The organism is Mesorhizobium sp. M2C.T.Ca.TU.002.02.1.1, assembly GCF_003997225.1.
The window spans coordinates 1-495 of record NZ_RZTO01001500.1 but is presented as its reverse complement, the minus strand read 5'-3'; the positions used below and the strand labels follow the sequence as shown (position 1 = coordinate 495).

Genomic DNA, 495 nt, shown 5'->3' with positions numbered 1-495 from the left:
GCCAGCGACCACCCGAAACCAGAGGGGCCGAAGGCATCCATGCCGATGCCGATCGCCTGCGGGCCCAGCACCATGCCGACGCCATAGCAAAGCACGAAAGCCGCATTGGCGGACGCCAGTTCATGGCCGGAAAGCTGAGAGCCGAGATGGGCCAGGCCGATCGTGTACATGGCGGCGACGACGCCGCCCCAGACGAACAGAAGGGCCGCCATCAGATGCCAGTTCTGCGCGAAGAACGGCATGAAGACGGTGCCGACGAGGCCGACCGTGGCGCAGGCCAGAAGCAGATGGCGGCGGTCCGAGACTCGATCGCTGATCATGCCGATCGGGATCTGCAGAAGCACGTTGCCGAGCCCGATCATGGTCAGCAGAAGCGCTGCGTCGGCCTCCGAATAGCCGATCCGGCTGCCATAGACGGGGAACAGCGAGAAACCGCCGGTCTCGACCGCGCCGAAGACAAGCACGGCGAAGGTCGCGGTCGGCACCAGCCAGATG

At 65.7% G+C, this 495-nt stretch carries 1 protein-coding gene; it reads right to left on the bottom strand.

What is annotated here, in order from left to right; all coding sequences use genetic code 11:
* Positions 1–495: MFS transporter (locus tag EOD07_RS36960; RefSeq protein ID WP_164772987.1), on the bottom strand; the 495-nt coding region annotated here is incomplete at both ends.